This window comes from Pseudomonas japonica, from assembly GCF_900188455.1.
Lineage (GTDB): Bacteria > Pseudomonadota > Gammaproteobacteria > Pseudomonadales > Pseudomonadaceae > Aquipseudomonas > Aquipseudomonas japonica.
Genome location: NZ_FZOL01000022.1, coordinates 53,638 through 77,832 on the forward strand (window position 1 = coordinate 53,638; position 24,195 = coordinate 77,832).

Annotated in this window: 21 protein-coding genes; 11 read left to right on the top strand and 10 right to left on the bottom strand. The window is 61.1% G+C overall.

The features are described from left to right. Window positions 1-22 precede the first annotated feature (22 nt). The 6 genes from CHB99_RS23025 to CHB99_RS23050 all read right to left on the bottom strand — a co-directional run bounded on the left by CHB99_RS23025 (window position 23) and on the right by CHB99_RS23050 (window position 4,665). Entirely contained in the window at window positions 23-709 is a 687-nt protein-coding gene (locus tag CHB99_RS23025; RefSeq protein WP_042128571.1) for a DAPG hydrolase family protein, read from the bottom strand. A gap of 102 nt (window positions 710-811) precedes the next feature. Next, the gene (gene kce, locus CHB99_RS23030; protein WP_042128569.1) at window positions 812-1,741 is read right to left on the bottom strand and encodes a 3,5-dioxohexanoate:acetyl-CoA acetone transferase; all 930 of its coding nucleotides are present in this window, start codon (window positions 1,739-1,741) and stop codon (window positions 812-814) included. Further along, complete coding sequence (locus CHB99_RS23035; protein WP_042128567.1) at window positions 1,728-2,675, bottom strand: 3-hydroxyacyl-CoA dehydrogenase family protein; 948 nt, start codon at window positions 2,673-2,675, stop codon at window positions 1,728-1,730. Before CHB99_RS23035 ends, kce begins: the two co-directional genes overlap by 14 nt. 7 nt (window positions 2,676-2,682) lie before the next feature. Next, entirely contained in the window at window positions 2,683-3,480 is a 798-nt protein-coding gene (locus CHB99_RS23040) for an SDR family NAD(P)-dependent oxidoreductase (protein WP_042128565.1), read from the bottom strand. Between the two features lie 9 nt (window positions 3,481-3,489). Next, a complete protein-coding gene (locus tag CHB99_RS23045; protein WP_042128563.1) occupies window positions 3,490-3,840 on the bottom strand; it encodes a cupin domain-containing protein in 351 nt (116 codons plus the stop codon). A 3-nt stretch (window positions 3,841-3,843) separates the two neighbouring features. Further along, entirely contained in the window at window positions 3,844-4,665 is an 822-nt protein-coding gene (locus tag CHB99_RS23050; RefSeq protein WP_042128562.1) for a cyclase family protein, read from the bottom strand. Window positions 4,666-5,223: 558 nt separating this feature from the next. On the opposite strand from CHB99_RS23050, the gene CHB99_RS29865 reads away from it, so the two are divergent. From CHB99_RS29865 to CHB99_RS23080, 7 genes are read left to right on the top strand one after another with little or no spacing between them, the layout of a single operon-like run. Next, the gene (locus tag CHB99_RS29865; protein WP_156994715.1) at window positions 5,224-5,373 is read left to right on the top strand and encodes a hypothetical protein; all 150 of its coding nucleotides are present in this window, start codon (window positions 5,224-5,226) and stop codon (window positions 5,371-5,373) included. Between the two features lie 43 nt (window positions 5,374-5,416). Then, window positions 5,417-6,781 carry an outer membrane beta-barrel protein gene (locus CHB99_RS23055; protein ID WP_141137325.1) on the top strand — a complete coding sequence of 455 codons (1,365 nt, stop codon included), beginning with the start codon at window positions 5,417-5,419 and terminating at the stop codon, window positions 6,779-6,781. A 33-nt stretch (window positions 6,782-6,814) separates the two neighbouring features. Next, window positions 6,815-8,026: an amino acid ABC transporter substrate-binding protein gene (locus CHB99_RS23060; RefSeq protein WP_042128560.1), complete on the top strand. Its 1,212-nt coding sequence runs from the start codon at window positions 6,815-6,817 to the stop codon at window positions 8,024-8,026. A 10-nt stretch (window positions 8,027-8,036) separates the two neighbouring features. Continuing rightward, window positions 8,037-8,912, top strand: a complete 876-nt coding sequence (locus tag CHB99_RS23065) for a branched-chain amino acid ABC transporter permease (RefSeq protein WP_042128558.1) — start codon at window positions 8,037-8,039, stop codon at window positions 8,910-8,912. Continuing rightward, window positions 8,913-9,890 carry a branched-chain amino acid ABC transporter permease gene (locus CHB99_RS23070; RefSeq protein ID WP_042128556.1) on the top strand — a complete coding sequence of 326 codons (978 nt, stop codon included), beginning with the start codon at window positions 8,913-8,915 and terminating at the stop codon, window positions 9,888-9,890. It abuts the gene before it with no gap. Further along, window positions 9,887-11,437 (top strand): ATP-binding cassette domain-containing protein, encoded by a 1,551-nt coding sequence (locus tag CHB99_RS23075; RefSeq protein WP_042128554.1) that lies wholly within the window; start codon window positions 9,887-9,889, stop codon window positions 11,435-11,437. The genes CHB99_RS23070 and CHB99_RS23075 overlap by 4 nt, the downstream gene beginning before the upstream one ends. Beyond that, complete coding sequence (locus tag CHB99_RS23080; RefSeq protein ID WP_052419528.1) at window positions 11,431-12,270, top strand: IclR family transcriptional regulator; 840 nt, start codon at window positions 11,431-11,433, stop codon at window positions 12,268-12,270. Before CHB99_RS23075 ends, CHB99_RS23080 begins: the two co-directional genes overlap by 7 nt. A 245-nt stretch (window positions 12,271-12,515) precedes the next feature. On the opposite strand, the gene CHB99_RS23085 is transcribed toward CHB99_RS23080, so the two are convergent. The 3 genes from CHB99_RS23085 to CHB99_RS23095 form a co-directional block, all read right to left on the bottom strand. Continuing rightward, the gene (locus CHB99_RS23085) at window positions 12,516-13,913 is read right to left on the bottom strand and encodes an APC family permease (protein WP_042128552.1); all 1,398 of its coding nucleotides are present in this window, start codon (window positions 13,911-13,913) and stop codon (window positions 12,516-12,518) included. Between the two features lie 96 nt (window positions 13,914-14,009). Then, entirely contained in the window at window positions 14,010-14,990 is a 981-nt protein-coding gene (locus tag CHB99_RS23090; protein ID WP_377698255.1) for an ABC transporter substrate-binding protein, read from the bottom strand. A gap of 478 nt (window positions 14,991-15,468) precedes the next feature. Further along, on the bottom strand, window positions 15,469-16,845 hold the full coding sequence (locus CHB99_RS23095; protein ID WP_089266652.1) for an aspartate aminotransferase family protein: 1,377 nt from the start codon (window positions 16,843-16,845) through the stop codon (window positions 15,469-15,471). A 287-nt stretch (window positions 16,846-17,132) separates the two neighbouring features. On the opposite strand from CHB99_RS23095, the gene CHB99_RS23100 reads away from it, so the two are divergent. Beyond that, window positions 17,133-17,948 (top strand): NADPH-dependent oxidoreductase, encoded by an 816-nt coding sequence (locus CHB99_RS23100; protein ID WP_042128545.1) that lies wholly within the window; start codon window positions 17,133-17,135, stop codon window positions 17,946-17,948. Between the two features lie 73 nt (window positions 17,949-18,021). Continuing rightward, on the top strand, window positions 18,022-19,353 hold the full coding sequence (locus CHB99_RS23105; RefSeq protein WP_084702910.1) for an MFS transporter: 1,332 nt from the start codon (window positions 18,022-18,024) through the stop codon (window positions 19,351-19,353). A 660-nt stretch (window positions 19,354-20,013) separates the two neighbouring features. Here CHB99_RS23105 and CHB99_RS23110 read toward each other — a convergent pair. Then, window positions 20,014-21,345, bottom strand: a complete 1,332-nt coding sequence (locus CHB99_RS23110) for an OprD family porin (protein ID WP_042130633.1) — start codon at window positions 21,343-21,345, stop codon at window positions 20,014-20,016. A 353-nt stretch (window positions 21,346-21,698) separates the two neighbouring features. On the opposite strand from CHB99_RS23110, the gene CHB99_RS23115 reads away from it, so the two are divergent. Further along, complete coding sequence (locus CHB99_RS23115; protein ID WP_084703031.1) at window positions 21,699-22,889, top strand: TolC family protein; 1,191 nt, start codon at window positions 21,699-21,701, stop codon at window positions 22,887-22,889. Window positions 22,890-22,918: 29 nt separating this feature from the next. Continuing rightward, window positions 22,919-24,172, top strand: coding sequence for an efflux RND transporter periplasmic adaptor subunit (locus CHB99_RS23120; RefSeq protein WP_042130636.1), 1,254 nt, complete (start codon window positions 22,919-22,921; stop codon window positions 24,170-24,172). Window positions 24,173-24,195 lie beyond the last annotated feature (23 nt).

Here is a 24,195-nt window from a genome sequence, read left to right on the forward strand (position 1 = left end):
CTACCCTTGTCAATACCGGCTTTCACCACGGAAGGATCACGGGCCGCTCGTCACGATGTTCGCCTATGTAGAGCGACGGCAGGAACTTCGAAAGAAACACGAATTCGTTGTAGCAATGCATCAGCAAAGCCCTGCCGAATTCATCGGGCACAGCCTCAATGATTTCGTCTCGCGATTTGCCCAGGCTGGGCAGGTCCTGGCCCATGTAGAAGTGGCTCCGCAACACCAGTCCCCAGGCAGTATCCCGTCCGATGTGCAGGAGGCGACCGCCGCGTACCTTTCCACTTTCATCTCGCGGCGGAGTAAAACTCATCCCCACGTTGGCACAAATCGCTGCGCTGACAGCTCCGTCAGCCCTTGCACGCTTGTAATCATCTGGATCAAAGAATGTCGCAGCATCCTGGAATTGGATTGCCAGCTGCTCTGCTGGTAGCCCTGTGAAATACTCTTCAGCCAAATGAATCGAGCCTACGTGCGTACCTTCCTCGCCCTCAGCCCAATGACTGCCGATATGGTCCAATGGGTGCCACCAGATATATTTCTGAGTATCTGGCCGGCTCCTGAACCACCATTCAAACATTTCTCCTGTGCATCCGCGCATATCGGTTCGACAAGCCACATGCAACACGCCGTCCTCTAACCGCTCATAGCCCATTTCCAGAGGGAGAGGGGCAACATCGAGCAAGGGAGCGACTTCGGAAAATTTCATTTTGAGCACCTTTATTGTTATTGCTGAACGTCTGCGGAGGTTACTTGCAGTCCTGAAAATGCCGGCAATCACAAGCGGCGGGCCTGGCGGCCCGCGCGACGATCAGAAGTTGACGTTTTCGCCACCCTTCAGCGACAACATCTGACGCGCTTCGTCAGGCGTTGCGATTTCAAAGCCCAGCTCCTCCAGAATCCGGCGAATTTTGCTCACCTGTTCCGCGTTGCTCACCGCGAGCTGCCCGCGATTGATGAACAAGCTGTCCTCCAACCCCACCCGGACATGCCCCCCCAGCAAGGCGGCCTGGGTGACCATCCCCATTTGGGCTTTACCCGCGGCAAGTGTGGACCAGATCAGATCGTCACCGAACAGGCGATCAGCTGTCCGTTTCATGAACATCAGATTGTCGGAGTCCGCTCCAATCCCCCCCAGGATCCCAAACACACCCTGAACGAAAAGCGGTGGCTTCAACAACCCCTTGTCGAGGAAGTAGGCAAGGTTGTAGAGATGCCCGACGTCGTAGCATTCGTGTTCGTATCGGGTACCGTGCTCACGCATCAGATCCAGCGTGCGCTCGATATCCTTGAAGGTGTTACGGAAGATGAAAGCATCGCTGGTTGCGATGTAGTCACGCTCCCAGTCGAACCGCCACTCCCTCTCCTTCGCTGCCAGCGGGTGGAAGCTGAAGTTGATCGAACCCATGTTCAAGGAACACATTTCCGGACTGAACCTCAACGCGGCGGCTAGCCGGTCCTCGGGTGTCATGTCCGGGCTGCCACCAGTAGTGAGGTTGATCACCGCCTTGGTAGCCTCTTTGATGCGTGGCAAAAACTGGCCGAACACATCCGGATTTCCGGTCGGTCGGCCGTTGCTTGGGTCACGCGCATGCAGGTGCAGAATTGCGGCACCTGCCTGAGCAGCTTCGATTGCCTGCTCTGCGATTTGATCCGGGGTGTACGGCAGATACTGCGACAACGTAGGGGTGTGAATCCCACCCGTGATGGCACAGGTGATGATGACCTTATTCTTGCTCATGGTTGTGCTCCGACTTTTCTGCCAGGTTCTTTCGCGCCACGTCGAGCAGATACTTCGACAGCCGCTCGCTAGTGGCTTGTTGACGGCCTGCCGGCCATTCCAGAAAACCCCGGCCGGATTTGGCGCCCAGCTCTCCGCGGGCTACACGCTCGGTCAAAGCGGGCAGCGGACCGGTTGCCTGGCTCAGATCAGCCAGAACTACGGAGTGGATGTCCTGAGTCAGATCAAGACCAACCATGTCGGCATTTTCAATCGGCCCGAACACCGGAAGCCTCAAGCCGAAACTGTTTTTGACGACCAGGTCGATGGTTTCACCATCGCAAACGTCGTCGCTGATCAGCGCTTGAGCTTCACGCCACAAGGCATGCTGCAGGCGGTTACCCACGAACCCAGGGACGTCTTTGTTAACGCGGACAGCTTGCTTGCCGCATGCCAACAGCAGATCAATGGTGGAAGTGATTTCGGACTCACCTGAATCGGCCGTGCGAACGACTTCCACCAAAGGAATGAGGGGAGCAGGGTTCCACCAGTGGGCACCTACCACCCGATAGCGCTTTGATGCTGGAACACCCTTTGCGATTTCAGTGATCGGGATGACCGAGGTGTTGCTCGCGAGCACTGCATGCGGCGGTGTGAACTCTGCCAATTGAGCAAAAATGTCCTGCTTGACGGCCAGCTTCTCTGGGCCGGCTTCAAACACGAAATCCGCACTCGCTACAGCATTTCGTAGATTGGAAAACGTGGTGACTGCTTCAGCGTGGTGAATGGGTAGATCAAGCAACTGGAGGTTATGACGCAGCCGGTCCGGTACCTGCCCGAGCACCTCTTCCGAGGTGTCGAACAGGGATACACGGTGACCATGAGACGCGAAAACCTGCGCGATGCCCAAGCCCATCAAACCGGCGCCGATGACGCTGATATTGAACGCTTGCATGGTGGCATTACCCGGCGGTGTAACCGCCATCAATGTAAAGAATTTGCCCGGTGCAGAAATCCGAGGCATCCGAGAGCAGGAACTGGGCAGCCCCCACCAGATCTTCGGGCTCTCCCAGGCGCCCAAGCGGAATCCGGGCGAGCATCCCGGTGCGCGCGGCAGCGCCACGCTCGGAGTCGTCAAACATCCAGGCAGTCAGCGGGGAGCGAAACACGGTCGGGGCTATAGCGTTGACGCAAATTCCCTGACCACCCCACTCGCATGCCAAAGAACGGGTTAGCCCGTCGATGGCGTGCTTGGACGGGCAATAGGCGCTGTAGCCTGCTGAGTGCCCTAACTTGCCGCGGGTAGAGGAAATAAGGATCACCTTGCCGCCCCAGCCCTGTTTGATGAACTGCCGAGCTGCCGACCGTGCCATCAACCAGGACCCCAGGACGTTGGCATCCATGACGGCTTGCCAGTCTGCCACCGGAAAGTCCACCGCAGGCTTGACGTCATTCACGCCGGAGGCAACCAGGATCCCGTCCAGACGGCCAAAATGCTCGACTGCTTGCGCAACTATCCAGTCGGTGGTCGTTTCGCAATCTGGACGCGCAGTTAAAGCCAGAACCTTACGGTCTTCTGTACTGAGCTCATTGCTGAGCTCAATCAGTTTGTCCCGGGTTCCAGCTACCAAAACCAGCTTGGCACCTTCAGCCGACAGGGCGCGAGCTGCCGCGGAACCCAAAGCCCCAGTGGCGCCGGTGATTACGATTACCTTGCCCGCAACGGAGAACCGGCTCGACGAACTAAATGCTTTGGCCATCGGGCTCTCCTAATTGCGAATTGGTGATGGAGGCGCCATAACCACCAACATGGTTGCTGGCAAGTTGCTGCGGTTGACCAGGCTCCGCCGCTCACCCGCCTGTATGCAGCAGGTGTCGAAGGCTTTGAGTACAGTCTCCGTGTCGTCTGTGCAGACGGTGATTTCACCGCTGCACACGACGTAGATTTTCTCAACCGGAGATGCATCCCACACCGCCCTGCCTTGAGGCAGAAGGTGAGAGAGGCCAACAACCGCATCCACGGCAGGCGTAGCTTCAGCCCCCTGAAGGCGCAGACAGAAAATCCCGTGATGACCAGGAGGATCGTAGGGCCGCGCGTCATCGATTCGAGTGACGAACATGGCTCACTCCTCAGCGCCCGATTCAATACGGAAGTCTTGATTCGGGTCAATCATGGCGACCAGACGCACGATGCAGCCGTCACCTTTCTCCCAGCGCCATGGGAATGCTGCGAAGGTCACGCGTTTACCAGTGACCTTATCCAGGTCGCCGCCGACGTTCTCGATACCAGGAATACCGGCATTGAGCAGCGCACGGTGCGCGGGCTCCCACAGAGGGAAGTCCTCAATGACTTCACGACCCGTTTCCGCCTTGTATTCCTCCATGACCCGAGGAAGAAGTGGGCCGACGCCATGCGGGCCGATTGCAGTAGCCAGTGGGTGGTCAAGCGCCTGCTGGTCAACACCCACCATTTTCACGCCTTTGGCGGCGAGCCACTCACCGGCCTCTTTGTACAGGCCAGGCGAGTAGGCGTAGTACTGGCTGTTGTCGCCGTAGTGGTGATGCCATCCGGTGTTGATGATGACGATGTCGCCCGGACGAATGCGCGGACGAGCATTTTCGAGATCCTGGGCAGTGATCACTTCCCACTTTTTCTTCGGAATCGATACCACTACGCCTGTACCGAAGAAACGCTCAAGTGGGATTTCATCAAGGAAGGGTGTGCCTTCGACCACGTGCGCAGGTGCATCGATATGGGTGCCGCTGTGCATGACCGTGGTGATGCGCTGGGTCAGCACTCCGGACTTGGCGTGGTAGTGGATACGTTCAATCTTCACATCTTCGAAGTAAGGCCAATTCGGCACACCGATACCCCACGGGTGGCTGAGTTCGAAGAACTCAATGGAGTCGGTGCTGCTAGGGGCGGCTTTCGGATAAGTAGTCATGACATCTCCAGGATTATTGTTTTTGTTCCACTAAACGGACGACTGGTCCGCTGCGTAAAAAGTAATGAGCCTGAGGTTTCGGGATGTCAACGAAGGGAAAGACAATTGCGCAGTTTTTTTCAGGACCACAGATACGCAAAGTCTGTCAAAGCCGCGTCCGTGTTGGTCTGAAGGGGTAAATAGCGGGAGAAACAAACGATGCAAGTTCTGTATCGCATTGCGGTACATGCGAGCATTTATCAGAAAAATAGAAAACCGTTATTGGGGATGCAAAAATACTGAAAATCATCTGCAGACCGGGCAAACCCATAATGCGGTACATTACCTTGCTATCGAATCAGGCAGCCAAGACAAGCCGTGAAAAATGTATAAACACATGAAAATACTGGATAAAACTTGAATTTTACTTCCCGGGCGGTACCACTCGCCCCGGCATTCTTCCTACTTTCTTTATCAAAACGCCGCCCGCCGATTGACACCTTCGAATGGCCAAACCTAGGCTGAGCCTCATGTGAACCCATGTACCGTAATACGGACATAACAATAAGAGAGTTTCACATGACCCAGCCCTACATTACCGCCAGAACAGTCAAGCGAGTCTGCATTTCAACAATGCGGGCGATGCGTATCGCCGCGAAGAACACCTTCTCACTTGCGAAACGCCTGTTTGACGCTGTCATCAAGGAGTATTCAAAACCTTATCTTTGAATCCGCACATCCAACTGACAACAAGAATAAGTGGAGTGTCAAATTGAGTAAGCACAAGCGGATAACTTATCCATTGGCAGCAGCCTCATTCCTTGCCAGCGTAATTGCCCCGTTGTATGCGCAAGATTATCCAGCTGATGGCTCTTTAAGCCGATGGATGCTTGGCCCTGACTTCGAAAAAAGCACCGGCGTACGCATCAAAGGCGTCATCGATGTCGGCTTTTCACAAAACGACAATACCTCTGATGGAATCTCGCCCAAGCAAGGAAGTGGCAACCATCCCATCACCGGTCCGGCTGACGAAGGTTTCCAGCTCAACGCCTTTCAGCTCACCGTTGAAAAGCAGATCAAAAGCAATGTGATTCCGCGGGTGACACCGCTGCCAGGTCCCCGGCCAGATGAGTTTTCCTGGGGTTTTACTGCAGAGCTGTTGTATGGCCGCAACGCGCTTCCAGCCGCTATGTTCGGGTTTGACCAGCACTGGGGAATCAACCGGCCTGGCAATGTCGACCCGGTTGAGGCGGCGACGAATCGCGACAATTACCTCGCGATGCCTCAAGCGTTCCTTCAGGCCTACATTCCCGTACTGGACGGCCTGGCGATTACTGCGGGACGTTTCGGCTCGGGAGTAGGTTATGAAATCCCACCACCAACTCGTCCAAGCCCCAACTTCTTCTACTCCTACAGCTACGCCCTGGTCGCTCAACCAGATCAGGTATCAGGCGTGCTTCTGTCCACCAACCTGTATCGAGGGTCTGCGGGGCTGCTCGCTGCTGAGTTTGGTGTCGCCGTTGGCCGACAGAATTGGCAGGACAATAATGCTCAGCAGAGCGTATTGGGTGCGTTGAGATACCGTACCCCCGACATGCAGACATGGGTTGATTACAGCTTCATGAGTGGCGATGAGCAGAATGATATCGACCACGACATCCAGATGCCCGTCTCGCGCATCCTTGCAGATGAAGGTCTGCGCCGAGAGCATCACTCACTTGTAGTGCAGCATCAGCTGACGCCGCAATGGAAAGTCATCGTTGAAGGTCTGTACGGTCGACAAGAGGGCGATCGCTCCAATGCCATTGACCTTGTCACTGGCCAGCCCTTTAGTGGTGCACATTATCGAGGCGTGAATGCCACTGCTCGCTACAAATACAGCGAAACCCTTGAGTACGGCGTTCGTCTCGAACGCTTCGAAGACCCTGACGGTTTTGCTCTTTTCCCCACGACGGCGGTTGCCGGAACATTCAACGCAGTCACCCTCGGCGTGAACTGGAATCCCACGCCTCACGTGCTGGTGCGTCCGGAAATTCGATACGACTGGCAATCCGACAATGGTGAAGAAAAAGCCTTCGCTAACGCGCGCGACGACCGGCAGACCACACTTTCAGTCGACGCCAAGTACTACTTCTAACAGTCCTCTCTATAACAACAATCGGAGACTGACATGCATTCCCTCCCTAACCCTCGCTGGGTACTTACTCGTTTCAAACTGTTCTTGGTGATGGCACTGGTTCTCCTTGCCGATTTCACACTCCATGCCCATGCAGAGCCCGCTCCGGTCGTAATCGGTGCGTCACTTCCGTTGTCTGGTTCATTGGCGGGTTTTGGTAGCTATCAGAAGTGGGGCTATCAAACAGCTGTTGACGAAGTAAACGCAGCAGGCGGCTTGCTGATCAACGGTGTGAAAACCCCCGTCAAACTGGTCGTTCGGGATGACAAGACTGATCCCGTGACCACCTCGCGCAACACCCAAACACTGATTACTCGCGACCAGGCCGTGGCCATGTTGGGGTCTTGCACGCCGGCTCTGGTCAACGCCGGCGCCTTGATCGCCGAGCGAAATCGCGTGCCGCTCGTCGCTGGCTGCAATCCCCTCGGCGCGTTCCGGGCGGTGCGCCAGTGGCAATACGCCTGGTCAGTGTTCTTCGATGAGAAGGACGTTGCTGAAGCTCCATTCTTGCTACTCAAAGAACTGAACGTCGCTACGAACAAGAAAATCGCCATTCTTCATGACAACGGTCCAGATGGATCGGTCATCGGCGGCAAGCTCTGGCCAAGCCTTGCCGAGCGCGACGGTTATGAAGTCGTGAGCCGCGCCTCGTTTCCAATCGATAATACTCAGTTCAACTCCATGATCATGGAGGCTCAATCCAAAGGAGCCGAGATCGTGCTGGTGGACGCGATCACGCCGCAAGCTGTGGCCATTCGCAAGCAGATGGAAGCTGCTGGATTCCGTCCAAAAGTTCTGGTGATGGAGAAAGGCGCGGAACCGGAGCAGTTTGCCCTGGCGCTGGGGAAGTTGTCCGATGGCGTCCTCGTGGGCAGCTACTGGGATCCCAGTTTCCCATTCCCACAAGCGCGTGAATTGGCCACCCGTTTTGAGCAGGAAACCAAATCGAGCTTCAGTCAGCATATCGCCGACTCCTACGCCACTGCACAGATCCTCCTGGATGCCATCAGCGCAGCCAACAGCACTGACAGTGCAGCAATCAACGCCGCGATCGCAAAAACGGATAAGGAGTATGTGATCGGCCCCGTCAAATTTGCAGCCGACCATACCTCTCCAATCGTCATGTCAGTAGTGCAATGGCAGGACGGCAAACCGGTAGTTATCTGGCCGAAAAGCAGAGCTACCGGCAAAGCAATCCCTCAGTGAGAAAGCCACCATGCCAAGCCTTGTGATCATCCTCAACAGCCTCGCATCCGGCGTCCTGCTAGGCGCTACATTGGCACTGGCCGCACTGGGGCTTTCGATCGTGTTGGGTGTAATGCGACTGGTAAACCTCGCACACGGCGAGCTGTTGCTGATCGGTGCCTACCTCGGTTACTACCTGCTCAGGCTTACCGGTCTAGATCCGATTCTTTGCATTCCGTTAATCGCGATACTTGCCGCCGCAGCCGTTTACCCACTGGAGCGTTTGCTCGTCGCGCCCTTGATAAACAAAGGGATGGAAGCGGGCATGATGACCATGTTCGGCTTATCCATCATTGCCCAGAACCTGTTTCTCATGTTCTTCAGCGCCGATACACGTTCCATCGATATTCCCTACGCGGCCACGGCACTGCATCTAGGCCCACTCACCATCTCCAGCAGCTACGCGATTGGATGCGGCATATCGCTTTGTGCGATTGCCCTGGTTTATTGGGTAACCGAGAAAACAGCTTTCGGTCGCGAGCTTCGAGCGAGCTCCGCAGATCCCGTGATAGCCCAAGTGCACGGAGTAAATGTTCGCAGGGTGCGTTCAATGGCTTTTGCCCTTGGGGCTGGTTGTGCAGCACTGAGCGGCGTGCTGATCGGGACTGCGTTTTCGTTCACGCCCTCCTCGGGGGCAAGCTACCTGCTGACAGCCTTCACTGTCGTCGTTCTGGGTGGTCTTGGGAGTATCAGGGGAACACTGTTTGGCGGCATCACGCTGGGCGTGCTGCAGAGCGTGGGAGCGATGATGCTTGGAGATGGTTATCGGGATCTCGTTGGCCTGGTTCTTTTCATTGCGGTTCTCACCTTCCGTCCCACAGGCATCATGAATCGAGGAACCGCTTAAATGGATCCGCATGCGGCTGTCACCATGAAAACACCTAAATCACTTTCCAAGCCCACATATTCAACCATTGGCATGTGCGTGACGATCACCGGGTTCGCTCTTGTTTCGACCCGGCTCGATAACTACGGCTTCGAGATTGGCTTCCAATTTCTTTTGTTGCTGGTCATGGCCGAAGCCTGGAACCTGCTAGCTGGCTACACCGGGCTGGTATCCCTTGGCACTGCTGCGTTCGTCGGCATCGGTGGATACATACTGGTAGGCCTGATGAACCAATACGGCATCGACGTTCCGGTGGCACTTTTGCTGTCGGGGCTGGGCGCCGTAGTGGCCGCAGTCCTCGCATCCCGAGCGGTATTCAGACTCCGAGGTCTCTACTTCACGATCGGCACATTGGCGCTTGCCGAGGCACTGCGTCTGTTCATGGTCAACTGCGAAACCCTGGGTGGTGCAACGGGGGTATTCCTCTCGCCTGACCCACCCGAGCTCAAGCATCTGTACTGGCTCGCCTTTGCGACCTTCGTAATGACCTGGTCAATCATCCATGCCTGCGCGGAAAGCAGGCTTTCAGTTCTGTTCCGAGCCGTTCGGGACGATGAGGATGCTGCAGCTCAATTCGGTGTCAGGGTCTTCCGAATCAAGCTGATCGCCTTCGCCATTTCGAGTTTCATCATCGGCGTAGCCGGTGGCCTGCAAGCATTGAAGATGGGCGCCATCGAACCGTATGGAATGTTCAACCTGCAGTGGACGGTCAGCGTGCTGACGGTCGTCATCATCGGGGGCCAGGGACGGCGGTTGGGACCGGTTTCAGGTGCATTTCTGGTCGTGTTGCTAGGTGAGCTGTTCGCAGATTACCCCGCAGTCCATCTATTGCTACTCGGTCTCTTCCTGATCATTGCTATTCGCTTTGCTCCTCAAGGCCTGGTGGGTCTGGCTGAGAAGGTATTCGTACACGCCAAATTCGGAGGTAAACGCTCATGAGCGCAACAACGTCGAGCAACTCGCTCATCAGCGTACAGGGCCTCAGCAAATCATACGGTGGTGTGCATGCCATTCAGGATATGTCGTTCGATCTGCGAAAAGGTGAGATCTGCGGCGTAATCGGTCCCAACGGGGCAGGCAAGTCAACCTTCATTGGCCTGCTTGGCGGCGCCTTGAAACCTACTGCCGGCACGATCCACTTTGACGGAAATGACGTGACGCGCCTGGATGCTGCCGGGAGGGCACGCCTCGGTATAGGCCGGACGTACCAAGTTCCCCGCCCCTTCCTGGACATGAGTGTTCGAGACAATCTGCTCACTGCGATGTTTGCGCTAAACCCCTGGTGCGGCAACGGCGAAGCCAACGACACCTGCGACGCCATTCTGGAGCGCACGGGACTTCTGGGTCAGCGCAATCTCAAGGCCCGTAATCTGCCCCTCCTGCGGCGCAAACGCCTGGAGATTGCCCGGGCGCTTGCGATACAACCCAGGCTCCTCCTTCTGGATGAAGTAGGTGCAGGATTGCTAGACAGTGAGGTTGGTGAACTCATAGACCTGATTCAGTCTCTACGCAGCGAATTGGATTCGGTGATCATCATCGAGCACGTTTTAAGGGTCGTGAGGGAGTGCTGTGATCGCTCCCTGGTAATCAACTTCGGCAAAAAAGTCACCGAAGGACGTACTGATGATGTCTTGGACAGTGAGGAAGTCGCTCAGATTTATCTGGGCGCTCATGGCGGGGCCACATCGCAGAGCAAAGACGCCCCACTTTCAGGTAAAGCTTTGAATCTGGATCGACTGATTGCCCCACGCACAACGACATCCCCTCCCAAGACCTTGCTGTACCTTCAAGACATTCATGCTGGTTATGGCCAGGCCAAGGTCCTCCAGGGCATTACCATTGAGATTGTCGAAGGGGAATCAGTTGCCATTCTGGGCACTAACGGAGCCGGCAAGACCACGCTGTCCAACGTGATTAGCGGCGTGCTGAAGCCCACGAGCGGTGCGCTGCGATTTGATGATAAAGAAATTACAGTAGTCTCTTCGCACCTAAGGGCGCGCTCAGGCATCGCCTATTGCCCCGAAGGCCGCAAGATTTTTGCCAACCTTACGGTTGAAGAAAACCTGCTGATCAACGCCAGAACCAAGGATGTGGCCGAGCTCAGTGAAAGGCTGGAACAAGTGTACAGTTTGTTCCCTGACCTGAAGCAGCGCAGGCGAGATCCCGGTACCGCAATGTCAGGCGGCCAGCAGCAGATGCTTGCCATCGGGCGCGCGTTGATGAGTCGGCCGAAGTTGGTAATCTTCGATGAAATCAGCCTTGGTCTCGCCCCCGTGATGATGGATAAGCTTTACCAGGCTCTAAGCATCCTCAAAGCCGAGGGTATGACGATGGTGATTGTTGAACAGGATGTTCAGCGGGCGCTGGAGATCGCTGATAAGGTTCACGTGCTGGAGCGTGGGCAAATTGCTCTGTCAGGCTCGGCACATCAAATAATGAATGACCCGCGACTACGGGCAATGTATGTGGGAGAGGCCAAATGCTGAACCCCGAGATATCGTCTATGGAAAGCGTGGACTCACAGATCCAGGGCGCACTTGCCAGCGCCGACGACGCAAACGCCAGAAAATCCGGACGGGACAATGGCATTCAAGTCATTGCCCGTGCCGCCGCAATACTCAATGCCTTGAGCGCAGATCCTGAAGGGCTGAGCCTGGGTCAGATCGCTACGAAAGTGGCTCTGGCCCGTTCCACCGTGCAACGGATTGTGCAGGCACTTGAAACCGAGGGGCTGGTCACAGCTGGGCGCAAAGGCGTCAAATTGGGTCCTGCACTGGCTCGCCTCGGCAGTATCGCGCGGATGGACGTGAAAAGTCTGGCCCATCCTCACATGAAGGCGCTTTCGAACGAGATCAATGAGACAGTCGACCTTTCCATGCTGGTCGACAATCAATTGCTCTTCATCGATCAGATCGTATCGGACCGCAAACTGCGAATTGTCTCGGCGGTAGGTGCGCTCTTCCCGTTGTATTGCACCGCCCACGGAAAGGCCTACCTCGCGACACTTTCTGACAAAGAAGTCAGGCAAATCATAGCCGGCAAAATCCGACGTCATACGCTGCATACGGTCACCGATGTGACCGCTTTGATCGAACAATTGCACGCAGTAAGGCGCACCGGCTTTGGTTACGATCTGGAAGAGCATACAGAAGACATCAGCGCAGTGGGCACCGTCCTGGAGGACGTATCGGGCCTCCATTACACGCTGAGCATTACCGTCCCGGCAGCGCGGTTCATGCGCAACAAGGATCAGTTGACCGAAGCACTAGGTCGCTGTCGCAATGCCATCCAGGAGACCTTGATCAAAGCCCGCTCTTGAGCCATTGCCCGCTGAACAGATCGCTCAGCGGGCACTGCGCGACTATCGAGCACTCTTCAAAATCGACTCGATTTCGACCTTGCACTCAAGCAGCGCGTGGATAATTTTCTCGGCCTCTCTTTCAAAACGCAGCTGAGGTACGGCAACCGCAATTGCAGTAACCGCCACTTCGCCAGTTCCCACAGATGCCCGCCCATATAGAGGCGCCAAGTTTGAGAGAACTGGCTTGTCGGCGGTTCGAAACGTCAACCCACCTCAGAAGCAGCCGCCTCCCCCACCACCAACGGCTCCGGCCTGAACAACGGCTTCTTCATCACCAGCTTCACCCACAGCACCGCGATCAGCGAAATCACCCCGAGCACCACCCCGGCGGTACCGAAGATCTTCGCGGTCATCTCCGGCGCGGGCGAGGCGTGCCAGATGGCGAACAGCATGCCGGCGATGCCGACGATCTGCGGCAGCGGGTAGAACGGCGTGCGGAACGGCCGCTTCGCGTGGGGATAGCGCCGGCGCAGGGCGATCACGTCGATGTGCACGACGATGTAGGCCAGCAGCCAGGCCAGCGCCGCGGCCAGCAGCAGCAGGCTCACCGCCTCCGGGTTCTGCCCGAGGATCAGGATCGGCAGGCCGGTGATCGCGGCGATGAACAGCACCGCCACCCAAGGCGTGCGGGTCCGCACGCTGAGGCGCTTGAACTGCGGGAATGCCTGGCCGTTCTCGGCCATGCCATAGAGCATCCGCGGCAACGCGGCCAGGGACGAGTTGACGGTGCTCGCGGTGGCGGTCACCGACGCGGCCACCAGCAAGGCCTTGCCGCCTTCACCGAACAGGGTGGTGGCATAGAGGAAATGCGGCAGCGGGTCGCTCGCCAGCTGCTCCCGCGGAATCAGGAGCAAGGCGCCCAGGCAATAGAGGACGATCACGCCGAAGATGATGCTCAGGCCAAGCATCATCGAGCGCGGGATGTTGCGCTCCGGCCGCTTGGTTTCCTCCACCAGCGGACAGACGAACTCGGCACCGACGAAGCCCCAGATCGCCATCGCCGCGAGGGTCAGGGCACCGGCACCCAGCGGGTTCCAGCCCTGGTCCAGGGCGGTCTGCAGGCTGCCCTCGGCGTGCCCCAGCGCGCCGACGCCCAGGGCCAGGAGCATGGCCACCATCACCAGCGCGAGCACGGTCTGCAGCTTGGCGAAGACGTCGATGCCGAGCAGGTTGAGGCCGGTGAACAGCGCCAGCATGCCGCCGGCCACGACCATCGGCGGCAGCACGCCGGGGTAGACCTTGCCGATGATCAGGTCGAGCAACAGCAGCTCGGCGGACAGGGCGAACATGGCCACCACCATGTAGCCGGAAAAGGTCGCGAGGATCGCCGGGAAGTGGCCGATGGCAACTTCCGTGTAGCTGCTCAGGCTGCCGGCGCGGGGCACCATCAGCGCCAGCTCGGAGAACGACATGGCATAGGTCAGCGCCAGCACATAGGCGATGCCCAGCGGGATGATGAAGCCCAGCCCGGCCATGCCCGCGCCTTGCAGCATCATGACCATCACACCCTGGGACACTACCAGGCCGATGGCCACCGACAACAGGGCCCCCAGGCCCAGAACCCGGCGCAAGCCGCCGGCAGGCTGCGGCGTCGCCGCCATCACTGAAGCGTTCATTGCAGCATCCTTCTTATCGTTGTTGTGTGCAGCGGTATCGCCCGGCGCCGCACGCACGGCGCCGGGCGGGTGAGTCGGCGGTCAGCGCGCGGCCCAGGCGTTGAAGCGCTCTTCCAGCTCCTCGCCGTGATCGACCCAGAAGCTGGAATCCACCAGCAGGCCCTGCTCCAGGTTGGCCGGGGCGGTGGGCAATTGCGCCTGGATGTCCATCGGCAGCGCGCCGAGGGTCTGCTTGTTGACCGGGCCGTAGGGGATGTTCGAGGAGAAGGTCTTCTGAGTGTCCGCCTGGCTGGCGAAGACGATGAAACGCTCGGCCAGGGCCTTGTTCGGCGAGCCCTTGACGATGGCCCAGTGGTCCGGGTCGTAGAGGCCGCCGTTCCAGACGATGCCGAGGTTCGTGCCCTCTTTCTGCGCCACGGCGATGCGCCCGTTGTAGGCCGCGGACATCACCACGTCGTTGGCCGCCAGCCATTGCGGCGGCTGGGCCCCGGCTTCCCACCACTGGATCGAGGACTTGATCTGGTCGAGCTTGGCGAAGGCGCGGCTGACCCCGGCGGGGGTGGCGAGCACCTGGTACAGCTCGGCCTTGCTCACGCCGTCGGCGAGCAGCGCGGCTTCCAGGGTGTATTTCGCGCCCTTGCGCAGGCCGCGCTTGCCGGGGTACTTGGTCGTGTCCCAGAAGTCCGCCCAGGACGCCGGCGGCGTGCCGACCTTCGCCGGGTTGTAGGCCATGACCATCGACCAGACATAGCTGGCCACGCCGCATTCGCTGACGGTGTTGGCGATGTAGTGATCGGCATTGCCCAGCAGCGCCGGGTCGAGCCGCTCGAACAGGCCCTCCTCGCAGCCGCGCAGCAGCTCGGGGCTTTCCACCTCGACGATATCCCAGGAGATCTGCCCGACACTGACCATGGCCTTGACCTTGGACAATTCGCCGTTGTAGTCCCCGGCCACCACCTTGCCGGCGCCGCTCTGCTCGAAGGGTTTGAAATAGGCCTGGTCCTGGGCGGCCTTGGTCGCGCCGCCGAAGGAGATGACGGTGAGCTTGTCCGCCGCCGCCATCGTATTGCCCGCCAGCAACGCGGATACCACTGCCAGTGCGCACGCATGCATTTTCAAAGACATCGACACTTCCTCCCTACTTCTCAAGGTAAATGCCGGGGCAACGCGCACGCGCGAGCGGGCGCGGGTATGGAACCCCGGCACAGTTGGAACGGACAGGCTTGAAAGGGCAGCTAAAGGCGGGTGCGGATTGTTGTTATTGGCCCGCGCAGTGGATGGTCGCGGGTCCGGCACCGGCCTGGTATCGATCGCTCGGGAGCGTCGTTGATTATTCGTATGGCTTCGATTCTGCGGTGTTTCGTGGAACAGGAAAAATATGAAATATGTTCTGTGAAGGCATGAAAAAGCTTTGTAGTGTCAGGCGGGATCTCGACTGCAGCACCGACCTCATCGCGGGCAACGCCCGCTCCCACAGGGTCCTGCGGTGTACGCGAAACTTGTGGGAGCGGGCGTTGCCCGCGATGAGGCCCTCAAGGGCTCAGAGAATCCCGATCTCCCGCGCCGTCCGGTCCACCGCCCGCCGGGTCTTCTCCACCAGTTCCTCCAGGTCGCCCCGGGTCGCCACCAGCGCCGGCGCCATGATCATCCGGCCCAGGGTCGAACGGATGATCAGCCCTTCCTCGAAGCCCAGGGTGCGGCAGCGCCAGGCGATGTCGTTTTCATTGGCGAAACGCTTGCGCGTGGCCTTGTCCTCGGCGAACTGCAACGCCGCCACCAGCCCCGCGCCCTGGATGTCGCCCACCAACGGATGGTCCTGGAAGTGTTCACGCAGCAGTTGCTGCAGATACGGGCCGGTATCGCCCTTGACCTTCTCGACAATCTGCTCGTCACGCAGCGCCTTGAGGTTGGCGATGGCCACCGCCGCCGCCACCGGGTGGCCGCCGTAGGTCAGGCCGTGGGCGAACACCCCGCCCTCTTCCACCAGGGTCTCGGCGATGCGCCTGGACAACACCAGCCCCCCCATCGGCACGTAACCGGAAGTCAGGCCCTTGGCGATGCTCAGGGTATCCGGCTCGAAACCGAAGTACTGGTGGGCGAACCACTCGCCGGTGCGCCCGAAGCCGCCGATCACTTCGTCGGCGCACAGCAGCACGTCGTACTTGCGGCAGATGCGCTGGATCTCGGCCCAGTACCCTGCCGGCGGGAAGATCATGCCGCCGGCACCCTGGAACGGCTCGGCAACGAAGGCGGCGACGTTCTCGGCGCCCAGCTCGAGAATCTTCGTCTCCAGCTCGCGGGCCGCCTGCAGGCCGAAGGCCTCCTCGCTCAGTTCGCCACCGTGCACGTAGTAGTACGGCTCGCCGATATGGGCGAAGTCCGGAAGCATGCCGCCCATCTCGTGCATGAAGCCCATGCCGCCCAGCGCGGTACTGCCCAGGGTCGAGCCGTGGTAGCCATTCCAGCGACCGATCATGATGCGCTTGCGCGGCTTGCCGGCGACCTGCCAGTAGCGGCGCACGGTGCGGATCAGCAGTTCGTTGGCCTCGGAGCCGGAGTTGGTGTAGATGGCATGGCTGTAGTGCTTGGGCAACAGGCTGAAGAGCAGCTCGGACAGCTCGATCACCCGTGGGTGGGTGGTCTGGAAGAACAGGTTGTAGTACGGCAGTTCCTCCAGCTGGCGGGTCGCCGCGGCGGCCAGATCGGCGCGGCCGTAGCCCAGCGCGGTGCACCACAGGCCGGACATGCCGTCCAGGTAGCGCTTGCCCTCGGTGTCCCACAGGTTCAGGCCCTGGCCTTTCTCGATGACCAGCGCGCCCTTCTCGTTCAGCACCTTCTGGTCGAGGAAGGCATGGATATGGTGCGCCGCGTCGAGTTTCTGATAAGCCTGGGTGGTCTTGCCGTTGTTGTTGTTCATGACGGTCATCGAGGATCTCCGTACCTGGCGGGATGGCGACCTACCGATTGGTAGGCTTGCTGGTCAGCATTGTGCGCCAGCCGGCAGGGCAGCGGAAACCAGTAAAAATATGCTCGGGGGATAGGCGAAAGCTATGCAGTGCCACGGCCCTCATTAAATGCAAAATTCGCATACAAGATAATTTGATTTATGCGATCAGTTATTAGAAAAGCACCAAGCGATATTTCACAAACCCCACCCCGCCGCCTTACCTTGCTCGCCACCTTTCCCGCCGACGAAGCCCTGCCATGCCCGCGACCGCCACCTTGCTGAACCAGCGCTACGGCGCCGAACACGCCACGCCCGCCCTGGACAACCCGATCATCGAGCACCTGCTCAACCACCGCAGCCTGCGCAGCTACGCCGACCGCCCACTGCCCCCCGGCACCCTGGAAACCCTGGTCGCCGCCGCGCAGTCGGCGGCCACCTCGTCCAACCTGCAGGCCTGGAGCGTGATCGAGGTGCGCGACCCGCGGCGCCGCGCACGCCTGGCGGCCCTGGCCAACAACCAGGCGCATATCGTCCAGGCGCCGCTGTTCCTGGTGTGGCTGGCGGATTTCTCGCGGGCCCAGCGCATCGCCGATACCCAGGACATCCAGCTCCAGGCCCCGGCCTATTTCGACAGCCTGCTGGTGGGCAGCATCGATGCCGCGCTGGCGGCGCAGAACGCCGTGATCGCCGCCGAAGCCCTGGGCCTGGGTACGGTGTACATCGGCGCCCTGCGCAATGACCTGCAGGCGGTGATCGACGAGCTGCAACTGCCGCCGCTGGTGTATCCGGTGTTCGGCCTGTGCGTCGGCTACGCCGCCACGCAGACCGCGATCAAGCCGCGGCTGCCCCAGGCCGTGACGGTGCACCGCGACACCTATCAGGTCGACCCGCAACAGGAGCCACGGCTGATCCGCCAATACGAAGCGCTGGCCGCCGAGTTCAGCCAGGCCCAGGGCCAGGACACGCCGCCGTGGCGCGAGCAGGTGATCAACCGCCTGAAGGATGAAAGCGCCCTGCACGGCCGCGAACGCATCGCCGCGACGCTCAACGCCCAGCGCCTGGCGCTGCGCTGAGGCCGGCCCGCTGAACGCCCTCACCCATCCCGAGCCGACGCCGGTCGCCAGCACCTTTCAACGCAAGGTGCCGATGATCATCGGCTGCGCGCTGTTCATGGAACTGCTCGACTCCACCGCCGTGCTCACCGCCCTGCCGCAACTGGCGGTGGACTTCGCCGAGCCCGGCGTGCGCATGAACCTGGTGGTGACCCTGTACCTGCTGGCCGTGGCGATGTTCATCCCGCTCAGCGGCTGGCTCGCCGAACGCCTGAGGCCGCGGCGGGTATTCGTCGCGGCGATCGCCCTGTTCGTGGTCAGTTCGCTGGCCTGCGCGCTGTCCGCCAGCCTCTGGCAACTGGTACTGGCGCGCTTCTGCCAGGGCATGGCCGGGGCGCTGATGGTCCCGGTGGGCCAGGTGATCCTGCTGCGCTGGTCGGGCAAGGGCGATCTGCTCAAGGCCATGGCCTACCTGACCATGCCTGCCCTGCTCGGCCCGGTGTTCGGTCCGCCACTGGGCGGCCTGCTGGTGACCTGGCTGTCGTGGCACTGGATCTTCCTGCTCAACCTGCCCATCGGCCTGCTCGGCATCGCCCTGGTACTGCGCCATGTGCCGGACTATCCGGGACAACGCGGTCGACCCCTGGACCTGCGCGGCTTTCTCCTCGGCAGCCCGGCGCTGGCCTGCCTGGTGCTGGCCTTCGAAAGCCTCGGCCATGGTTCGCTGCGCTGGCAGTGGTCATGCCTGTTGCTGGCGGCCGGGGTGCTCTTCGCCCTTGGCTATCTGCGCCACGCACGGCGCAGCAGCGCACCGCTGCTGGACCTGTCGCTGCTGCGTATTCACGGGTTCGCCGTGGTGCTCGGCGGCGGCACGCTGTTCCGCCTGGGCAGTGCCGCGCTGCCGTTCCTGCTGGTCCTGCTGTTCCAGCTCGGCTACGGCATGAGCGCGCTGCAGGCCGGCCTGCTGACCTTCGCCGGCGGCGCCGGAGCGCTGTTGATCAAGTTCATTTCCGTGCCTCTGGCGCGGCGTTTCGGCTGCCGCACCCTGCTGGTCTGGAACAGCCTGCTGGGCGCGTTCTCCATCGCCGTGTGCGCGCTGTTCAGCGCCGATACCGCCCCCGTGGTGGTGATGTTCCTGCTGTTCATCGGCGGGCTGTCGCGCTCGCTGCAGATGACCGCCGTGGGCGCGCTGACCTACGCCGACATCCCGCCCGAGCACTCGGCCAGCGCGGCGACCCTGTCGGCCACCAGCGTGCAGCTCAGCCTGAGCCTGGCGGTGTGCCTGGCGGCCATGATCCTCGGGCTGATCCAGGGCCTGCGCGGACATGCACAGCCGGAGGCCGGGGATATCCAGTTGACGTTGTTGCTGGTGAGTTCGATGTGCCTGGCGGCGGGGTTGGTGTTCAGGCGACTGGCGAACGATTGAGAGTGCGTGTAGAGACCGGACACATCTTCCGGCGCCTGGAGGGAAATCGCATTGAGGCTGCCAGGTGCCTGTCTTGAGTGTTGCAGCGCCTATGAGATCGAGCGCCGCCCGCGCGGCGCTTCGCGAGCAAGCTCGCTCCCACAGTTTGTTGCAACGAACCTATGTCTGATAGACCGCCATTGACCGCCTTGTGCGTTCGACTCGATACCGAGTCGAACCCAACAGCTTTCCCGCGATACATCGCAGTAAGACAAAGGCTGACCACCCAAATCCCACAGGCCATGGCGCGTTGCAACAAACTGTGGGAGCGAGCTTGCTCGCGAAGCGCCGTGCGGACGGCGCTCGATCTCAAGGGCGCTGGCAGAGCATCGTCATGCACAGCGATGCGCCGCGCGGGCGGCGCTCGATCTTGAGGGCGCTGCAAGACTCAAGACAGGCACCTGGCGGCCTTGATGCGCCCCCCACAAAGCCTTCAACGATATGTAGATACCCCTGCCCCTCCAGACACCGCCACTCAACCCAAGCTCCCGGGACTCCGTGAAAAACCCCAAAAAAAAGCGCCCGTCAACGGGCGCAAAGTGATCCACCTTCAACCAAAGGAGTTGTGCAGCCAAAGGTGAATGGGGTGTGCTGCGCAAGTACCGATCAGGCAAGTACCGATCAGAGTACCGACAGCGGGTATTCGACGATCAGGCGAACCTCGTCCAGGTCCGATTCGAAAGCCGTGGCACGGGTATTGGCCTGGCGCACGCGCAGCGACAGGTCCTTGGCCGCGCCGCTCTGCACCACGTACTTGACCTCGATATTGCGCTCCCAGCGCTTCTGGTCGGTGAGCGGGTCGCCATTGGCGTCGCGGCGCATGTACACGGCGTTGGCATTGGAGTAGTCGGCGTCGCTGCCCCTGCCATAGCGGGTCATGAACGACAGGCCGGGAATCCCGTAGCTGGCCATGTTCAAGTCGTAGCGCAGCATCCACGAGCGCTCTTTCGGCGAGTTGAAGTCGCTGTACTGGATCGAGTTGTCGAGGAAGATCGAGTCGGAATGGCGCAGGTAGTCGAAGTCGTCGTCGCCGTTGTTGCGCTGGTGGGTCAGGGCCAGGGTATGGGCGCCGAAACGCAGGCCGAGCTTGCCACTCCAGATGGTGTTGTCGAACTCGCCGAGCAGTTGCCTGCCTTCATCCACGGCACGGTAGGCGTTGAAGCCGGTGATCAGGTCGAGGTCGTCGGCCAGCGGGTAAGTGAAGCTGGCACCGGCGTAGTACTGGTTCCAGGCGTCCTTCAGGCGACTGCCGTAGAGGCTGACGCTGAGGTGCTCGGTGACCGCGTAATCGCCACCACCGTAGGCGACCCAGGGCGAATCCACCGCGCCGCCATAGAAGGTCGCGAAGCCGTCGCGCATATTGCTCGACACCGGCTGGCTCATCGCATGCAGGCGCCCGGCCTGCAGGGTGAGGCCGTCGAAGCTGGTGTTTTCCGCGGTCACCCCGCGAAAGCTCTCCGGCAACAGGCGCGAGTCTCCCGCCGCCACCACCGGCGTGGCCGGGAACACGTCGCCGACCCGCACCACGGTGTCGAGGAAACGCACTTTCGCCGCGCCACCGAGCTTGCTGTATTCGTCGCGGGCCTCGCCATCGCGGTTCACCGGCAGCACGTCGAAGGAACTGCGACCGCCGTTGCGACCACCACCGGTATCGAGTTTCAGACCGAGCATGGCGAAAGCATCGACACCGAAACCGACGGTGCCCTGGGTGAAGCCCGAGGAGAATTTGCCAATGATGCCGTGGGCCCAGGCTTCGGAATAACCGTTGTCACCCGCCTTGCCGTAGGCCGGCGCGGGACCGTCGCGATGGTCGCGGTTGAAGTACAGGTTGCGGTTCAGCACGCTGAGGTTGCTGCCCTCGATAAAACCTTCGGCCTGTTCTTCGGCGTTGACCGCATAACTTGCGGACAATGCGCATAACGCCACCAGATAACGTGGAAACGTGTAACTCATGCAATGCTCCTTCGAGGTGCGGCAGTTTTTATTATGAGAAACCCGACAGGCGCTGTTGGAAGTTGCTTATGCCCACGGGGCGCCGGACAAGAGCGCCGAAGCGATAGTTGCAGAGGACGAATAACAGGAAGGTGATTGGATAATTACAGTTTCGTCATTCGGGACGTTGGCTTGATTACAGAATTGTAATGTTGCCGCCACCGCGCTGATAGCTGCCGCTCATTAGAGTGCCACGACTCTTTCCATCAGGGCCTGGTGGCACGTTCGGCGTTCTCGTCAGGCTTTGCGCCCACGAGGACCCGCAAGTGCCCCGATCCCCCACCCTTTCCCGAACGATCGCCGCGTTCTGCGCGATGCTGGCAGCGCCGTTCGCCCTGGCCGACAGCCTCAGTCTGCCGCAGGCCATCGCCAGCGCCATGGCCCACAACCCGGACCTGGCCGCCGCCCGCCAGGAAATCGGCATCGCCGAAGGCGCCCGGCGCCAGGCCGGGCTGATCCCCAACCCGGAACTGTCCTGGGAGGTCGAGGACACCCGGCGCGACACCAGCACCACCACGGTGACCCTCAGCCAGCCGCTGGAACTGGGCGGCAAGCGCGGGGCACGGATCGAGGTGGCGCGGGTCGGGCAAAGCCTGGCGCAGATGACCCTGGAACAGCAGGTCAATACGCTGCGCGCCGAGGTCGTCCAGGCCTTCCATGGCGCCCTGCGCGCGCAGACCGCGGTGGAGCTGGCGCAGCAGTCCCTCGACCTCACCGAGCGCGGCCTGCGGGTGGTCGAAGGCCGCGTGCGCGCGGGCAAGTCGTCACCGGTGGAGGCCACCCGGGCCGAGGTGCAACTGGCCGAAGCACGCCTGCAACTGAACCGGGCGCGAAGCGAAAAGAGCAATGCCTACCGGCAACTGGCCCAGGTCACCGGCAGCGCCGCCGATGGCGTGGAGCGTCTCGACGCTACCTCGCTGTCGCCTGGCCTGCCGCCCGCCGAAGCGCTGTTGCTCAACCGTCTGCGGGACACCGCCGAACTGCGCCAGGCGGTCGCCCATATCGAACAGAACGACGCCGCGCTGGGCTCGGAAAAGGCCCAGCGCATCCCCAACCTCACCGTCAGCCTCGGCAGCCAGTACGACCGCGCCGAGCGCGAGCGGGTCAATGTGGTCGGCGTGTCCCTGCCCCTGCCGCTGTTCGACCGCAACCAGGGCAATGTCCTCACCGCCGCGCGCCGCGCCGACCAGGCCCGCGACCTGCGCAATGCCGTGGAACTGCGCCTGCGCGGGGAAACCCGCACGGCGCTCAACCAGTGGAGCACGGCCATGCAGGAGGTCGCGGCCTATGACAGCACCCTCCTGCCCGCCGCGCGCCAGGCCGTGGACACCGCCACCCGCGGTTTCGAGCGCGGCAAGTTCGGCTTCATCGAAGTGCTGGACGCCCAGCGCACCCTGATCGTCGCCCGCGAGCAGTACCTCGCCTCACTGGCCATGGCCAGCGAGGCCCGGGGCCGCGTGGAGCGGATCTTCGGCGACCTCGACGCCCTTGACGTCACCCCTTGAACCCGACAGCCCGTCGCTCTGGAGCAACAATGGACAACACACGCAAGATCGCCCTCGCGCTAGCCGCGCTGGCGGCCCTCGGCCTTGGCGCTGCCGCCTGGAATGGCAACGACGCCGGACATGCCGCCGACGATGGTCACGGCCACGGCAAGGCCGCCACCCGCGCGGCCCAGGATGAACATGGCGAGCAAGGCCATGACGAGGACGGCCATGGACAGCAGGGCCATGCCGAGGAAGAAGGTGAGCATGCCGAAGAAGGCGCCCTGCACCTGACCGAGCAGCAGATCGCCAGCGCCGGCATCGAGCTGGCGACCGCGGCGCCGCGCGAGCTCGGCAGCGTAGTCAGCTTCCCCGGGGAAATCCGCTTCGACGAGGACCGCACCGCCCATGTGGTGCCGCGGGTACCGGGCGTGGTGGAAAGCGTACACGCCAACCTCGGCGAGCCGGTGAAGAAGGGCCAGTTGCTGGCGGTGATCGCCAGCCAGCAGATTTCCGACCTGCGCAGCGAACAGCAGGCGGCCCAGCGTCGCGTGGAACTGGCGCGCGTCACCTTCGAGCGGGAAAAGCAGCTGTGGCAGGAGAAGATCTCCGCCGAGCAGGACTACCTGGCGGCCCGACAGGCGCTGCAGGAGGCCGAGATCGGCCTGAGCAACGCCCGGCAGAAAGTCGCCGCCCTCGGCGCCTCGGTCAGCGCCGCCGGCGGCAACCGCTACGAACTGCGCGCGCCGTTCGACGCGCTGGTGGTGGAAAAGCACCTGGCCCTCGGCGAGGTGGTCAGCGAAGCCAGCAACGCCTTCACCCTCTCCGACCTGTCGCGGGTCTGGGCCACCTTCGCGGTGCCCCCACGGGACCTGGACAAGGTCGCCAGCGGACGGGCCGTGCGCGTGTCGTCGCCGGACCTGAACAGTGAAGTCGACGGCACCATCGGCTACGTCGGCAGCCTGCTCGGCGAGCAGAACCGCGCCGCCACCGTCCGCGTCACCCTGACCAACCCCGACGGCGTCTGGCGTCCCGGACTGTTCGTCAGCGTCGCCGTGACCACCCGCAGCGCCCCGGCGGCGGTCACCGTTCCCTTTGATGCGGTGCAGACGGTCGAGGAACGCCCCTCGGTGTTCGTGCGCAGCGCCGAGGGCTTCGACACCCGCGCGGTGACCCTGGGCCGGCGCGACGGCGACCACGTGGAGATCCTCGACGGCCTGGCGGCCGGCGCCGTGGTTGCCAGCCGCGGCAGCTTCACCCTCAAGTCCGAGCTGGGCAAGGCCTCCGCCGAGCACAGCCACTGATGCGCTTTCACAGGATGACTTCG